Source organism: Actinomadura rifamycini DSM 43936, from assembly GCF_000425065.1.
GTDB lineage: Bacteria > Actinomycetota > Actinomycetes > Streptosporangiales > Streptosporangiaceae > Spirillospora > Spirillospora rifamycini.
This window is the reverse complement of sequence record NZ_AULB01000065.1, coordinates 1-5,655: the sequence shown is the minus strand read 5'-3', so window position 1 is coordinate 5,655 and position 5,655 is coordinate 1. Positions and strand designations below refer to the sequence as shown.

The window sequence follows — 5,655 nt, the reverse complement described above, 5'->3', positions numbered from 1 at the left end:
CGACACTCCGGCCTCGGCCATCACCGCCGCGATCCGGTCCTCCGGGTGCGAGACGTCCAGCGGCACGTACGCCGCGCCCGCCTTCAACACCCCGAGCAACACCGGGATCAACTCGGGCGAGCGCCGCATCCGGACGCCGACCGGCGTACCCGCCCGGCCGGCGAGCGTCCGCGCGACACCGTTGGCCCGCGCGTTCAGCTCCGCGTACGTCCACGACACGCTGCCGTCCCCCGACACGACCGCCACCGCGCCCGGCGTCCGCGCCGCCTGCGCCTCGAACAGCTCCACCAGCGAACCACCCGGCAGCGGCCGCGCCGTGGCGTTCCACTCCCCCACCACCAGCCGGCGCTCGTCCGGCGACAGCACATCGACCTCGGAGACCCGCAGGTCCGGATCGGCCGCCACCTGCTCGAACACACGGACCAGCCGGTCGGCCAGCGCGCGAACGGTCGGCTCGTCGAACAGGTCGGCCGCGTACTGGATCTCGCCGCCGAGGCCGTTCGGGACGCCGGCGGCGTCGCGGTGTTCGGTGAGCCCGATCGAGAGGTCGAACCGGGCGACGGCGGTCCGGTCGAGGGGTTCGGGGAGGACGCGGAGGCCGGGCAGCCGCCACGGGTCCTCGGCGTCGGTCACGTTCTCGACGGCCAGCATGACCTGGAACAGGGGGTGCCGGGACAGCGACCGCGCCGGGTTCAGCTCCTCGACGAGCCGCTCGAACGGAACGTCCTGGTGCGCGTACGCCGCGAGGTCGGTCTCCCGGACGCGCTCCAGCAGTTCGGCGAACGACGGATCGCCGCTCACATCCGTCCGCAACACCAACGTGTTGACGAAGAACCCGACCAGGTCCTCCAGCGCCGCGTCACCACGACCCGCCACAGCCGTCCCCACCGGGACGTCGTCCCCCGCACCCACCTTCGACAGCAGCACCGCCACCGCCGCCTGCGCCACCATGAACATCGTCACGCCACGCCGCCGCGCCACATCGGCGATCCGGACATGAACGGCCGCGCCCACCTCCACCGGCACCACGCCCGCGCGGAACGACGGTTCGGTCCGGCGGGGGCGGTCGGCGGGGAGCGCGAGTTCGTCCGGCGTTCCGGCCAGGGCGGTGCGCCAGTGGCCGAGCTGCCCGGATATCGGGCTGTCCGGGTCGTCGGGGTCGCCGAGGGTCTCCCGCTGCCAGAGCGCGTAGTCGGCGTACTGGACGGGCAGCGGCCCCCAGCCGGGAGCCTCCCCCCGGACGCGGGCCGCGTACGCGAGCCCCAGGTCCCGGACGAGGACGCCCATGGACCAGCCGTCCACGACGATGTGGTGCGCGACGAGGACGAGGACCGCCTCGTCCGCCGAGGGCACGAGCAGCCGCGCCCGGAACGGCAGGTCGCGGGACAGGTCGAAGCGGCGCGTCGTCTCCGCGACGACCGCGTCCCCGACGGCGGTCTCCGCGACCTCGGTCACCGCCAGCCGGGGCCGTCCGGCCGGGCCGTCGACGACGCGTTGCCGCGGGACGCCGTCCGCGTCGGGGAAGGTCGTGCGCAGGGACTCGTGCCGGTCGGCGACGTCCCCGAGCGCCGCCTCCAGTGCCGCGACGTCCAGGTCGCCGGTCAGGCGGAGCGCGAGCGGCAGGTTGTAGGCGGCGCCCGCGCCGGCCTCCTCCAGCCGGTTCAGGAACCACATGCGCTGCTGCGCGTACGACAGCGGGACCTCGTCGGGGCGGGGACGGGCGGTCAGCGGCGCGCGCGCCGTGCCCTGCAGCCGCGCCACGCCCGCGACGGTCGGGGCGGCGAACAGGTCGCGGATGCCGACCTCGATGCCGAGCGCCGCGCGGACGCGGGAGATGAGCCGCATGGCGAGGAGCGAGTCGCCGCCGAGGTCGAAGAACGAGTCGTCCGCGCCGACCCGCTCGACGCCGAGGACCTCGCCGAACAGTCCGGCGAGCACCTCCTCCGCCGGGGTCGCGGGCGCCCGGCCGGGGGCGCGGCCGGCGAAGTCCGGGGCGGGGAGCGCGGCCCGGTCGAGCTTCCCGTTCCGGGTCACCGGGAGGGCGTCGAGCCGGACGAACGCCGACGGCACCATGTACTCGGGCAGCCGTTCCGCCGCGCGGGCCCGCAGCGACGGCTCGTCCGCCGCGCCGACGACGTACGCGACGAGCCGGTGGACGCCGGGCCGGTCCTCGCGCGCGACCACCACGGCCCGGTCGACGAGCGGGTGGGACGCCAGCGCGGCCTCGACCTCGCCCGGTTCGATCCGGACGCCCCGCACCTTCACCTGGTCGTCGGCGCGGCCCGCGAAGACCAGTTCGCCGCCGGGCGTCCAGCGGGCCAGGTCCCCGGTCCGGTACATGCGCTCGCCGGGCGCGCCGAACGGGCAGGCCGGGAACCGCTCGGCCGTCGGCGCCGGGCGCCCCGCGTAGCCGCGGGCGAGCTGGACGCCCGCGACGTACAGTTCGCCGACGACGCCCGGCGGGACCGGCCGCAGGAACTCGTCGAGGACGTAGGCGCGGGTGTTCCACACCGGGCGGCCGATCGGCACCGGGCCGTCGCCCGCGCCGGGCTCGACGGGACGGGCCGTGACGCCGATCGTCGTCTCGGTCGGCCCGTAGAGGTTGTGCAGCGGGACGCCCAGGGTCCGGTGGACCTCCTCGGCGAGGTCGGCGGGGAGCGCCTCACCGCCGGAGAGGACCGCCCGGAGGCTCCGGGCCCGGTCGGCGACGCCGTCCTGCCGCAGGAACGCCGCGAGCATCGCGGGGACGAACTCGACCACGGCGACGCGTTCCCGCTCGATCAGCTCGGCGAGGTGGCCGGGGTCGCGGTGCGCGTCGTGCCGGGCCGCCACGACGGCCGCCCCCACGAGCAGGGGCCAGAACAGCTCCCACACGGACACGTCGAACCCGGACGGCGTCTTGTGCAGCGCCCGCTCGCCGGGGGCGAGGCCGTACTCGTCCTGCATCCAGAGGAGCTGGTTCACGACCGCGGCGTGGGTGACCACCACGCCCTTGGGGGTCCCGGTCGACCCGGACGTGTAGATCACGTAGGCGGGGTGCGCGGGACGGAGCGGCACCCCGGCCGGTCGCGTGTCCGGCGCCCCCGCGGCCGGTGCCATGCCCGGCCGCAGGGTGAGGACGGGTGCGGCGCCGACCAGCATGCGGCGTTCCCGCTCGGCGGGCAGGTCGGGGTCCAGCGGCAGGTAGGCGCCGCCCGCCTTGAGGACGCCGAGCAGCATCGCGACCATGTCGGCCGACCGTTCCGTCACCACGCCGACCCGGCTCTCCGGCCCCACGCCGCGCCCGATCAGGTCGTGCGCCCACCGGTTCGCGCGGCGCTCCAGCTCCGCGTACGTCCACGTCGCGTCCTCGGCGACGACCGCGACGGCGTCCGGCGTCCGCGCCGCCTGCGCCTCGAAGAGGTCCACCAGCGTCCCGGCCGGGACGGGACGGGCGGTGTCGTTCCATTCCCGGAGCACCCGCCGCCGTTCGTCCGGCGACAGCGGTTCGACGTTCCGGACGTGCACGCCGGGGTCGGCCGCGACCTGTTCCAGCACCCGCGCCAGCCGGTCCGCCAGCGCCCGGACGGTGTCCGCGTCGAACAGGTCGGCGGCGAACTCGAACCGCCCGCCGAGCCCCGCGGGCAGCCCGCGGCCGTCCCGGTGCTCGGTCAGCGTCAGCGCCAGGTCGAACTGGGCCGTCCGCGCCTCGGCCGCGGCGGCGAACGCCTCGACGCGCAGCCCGTGCAGTTCCAGCGGCGCGTCCGTCCCGGCGGCGGCGTTCTCGACGGAGACCATCACCTGGAAGAGGGGGTGCCGGGCGAGCGACCGGGGCGGGTTGAGGTCCTCGACGAGCTGCTCGAACGGGACGTCCTGGTGTGCGTAGGCGGCGAGGTCGGTGTCGCGGACGCGTGCGAGCAGTTCGGTGAACGACGGGTCGCCGCCGACGTCCGTCCGCAGCACCAGCGTGTTGAGGAAGAACCCGACCATGTCGTCCATGGCGGCGTCGCCGCGTCCGGCGATGGGCGTGCCGAGCGGGATGTCGGTGCCCGCGCCCATCCGCGACAAGAGGACCGCGAGCGCGGCCTGCGCCACCATGAACATCGTGACGCCGTTCCGCTGCGCCGTCTCGGCGAGCCGCCGGTGCACGTCCGCGTCGACCCGCACGGGGACGCTGCCGGCGCGGAACGACGCGTCGGGCGTCCGGGGACGGTCGAGGGGCAGGGCCAGCTCGTCCGGCATCCCGCCGAGCGCCTCGCGCCAGTGGGCGAGCTGCGCGGAGATCACGCTCTCCGGGTCGTCGAGTTCGCCGAGCACGTCGCGCTGCCAGAGGGCGTAGTCGGCGTACTGGACGGGCAGCGGCTCCCACGCGGGAGCCTCCCCCCGGACACGGGCCGCGTACGCGGCCCCCAGGTCGCGGGTGACGACGCCCATCGACCAGCCGTCCACCGCGATGTGGTGCGCCACCAGCACCAGCACCGACTCCGTCGCCGACACCACCAGCAGCCGCGCCCGCCACGGCGGCTCCCGGGTGAGGTCGAACCCGCGCCTCACCTCCTCGGCGACCGCCTCCTCCAGGCCGGACGCCTCCACCCGGCCGACCCGCAGCCCGGGACGGCCCGCCGGTCCGGCGAGGATCCGCTGGTGCGGGACGCCGTCGACGTCGGGGAAGACCGTGCGAAGGGCCTCGTGCCGGTCCGCGACGTCCCCGAGCGCCGCCTCCAGCGCCGCGACGTCCACCTCACCGGACAGCCGCACGCTCATCGGGACGTTGTAGCCCGCGCCCGCACCGGCCTCCTCCAGCCGGTTCAGGAACCACATCCGCCGCTGCGCGAACGACAGCGGCACGACGTCCGGACGCTCCCGCGCGACCAGCGCCGCACGCGTCCCGGTCCCGCCCCGCTCGTCCGCCACGACGCGGGCGAGACCCGCGACGGTCGGGGACGCGAACAGGTCGCGGATGCCCACCTCGGCGTCCAACACCGCCCGGATGCGGGCGATGAGCCGCATCGCCAGGAGGGAATCGCCGCCCAGCTCGAAGAACGAAGCCTCCGCGCCGACCGACGGGAGCCCGACGACCTCGGCGAACAGCCCGCACAGCACCTCTTCGGTCGGCGTGGCGGGCCCGCGCCCCGACGACGCCCCCGCGAACGCGGGCGCAGGGAGGGCACTCCTGTCGAGCTTGCCGTTGCGGGTGACGGGGATGGCGTCCAGGGAGACGAACGCGGCCGGGACCATGTAGTCGGGGAGCTTGGCGGCGGCGAACTCCCGCAGCGTCGACTCGTCCGCGTCACCGACGACGTAGGCGACGAGCCGCTTGATTCCTGGTTGGTCTTCCCGCGCGATGACGGCGGCCTGGACGACGCTCTCGTGGGCCGCGAGCACCACCTCGACCTCGGCCGGCTCGATCCGGAAGCCCCGGATCTTCACCTGCTCGTCGGCACGCCCCTCGAACACCAGATTTCCGTCCGGCGTCCACCGGGCCAGGTCACCCGTCCGGTACATGCGGCCGGAACCGCCGAAGGGGCACGCAACGAACCGCTCCGCCGTCAGGGCGGGACGACTCGCGTAACCGCGAGCAACACCCTCACCCGCGATGTAGAGCTCACCCACCACACCCGGCGCGACCGGGTGCAAGAACTCGTCGAGGACGTACATCCGGGTGTTGTCCAGCGG

1 protein-coding gene is annotated in these 5,655 nt (G+C 75.4%); it reads right to left on the bottom strand.

What is annotated here, in order from left to right:
• The coding region (locus H505_RS0133250) for a non-ribosomal peptide synthetase (RefSeq protein ID WP_026405392.1) at positions 1–5,655 on the bottom strand (5,655 nt) is incomplete at both ends.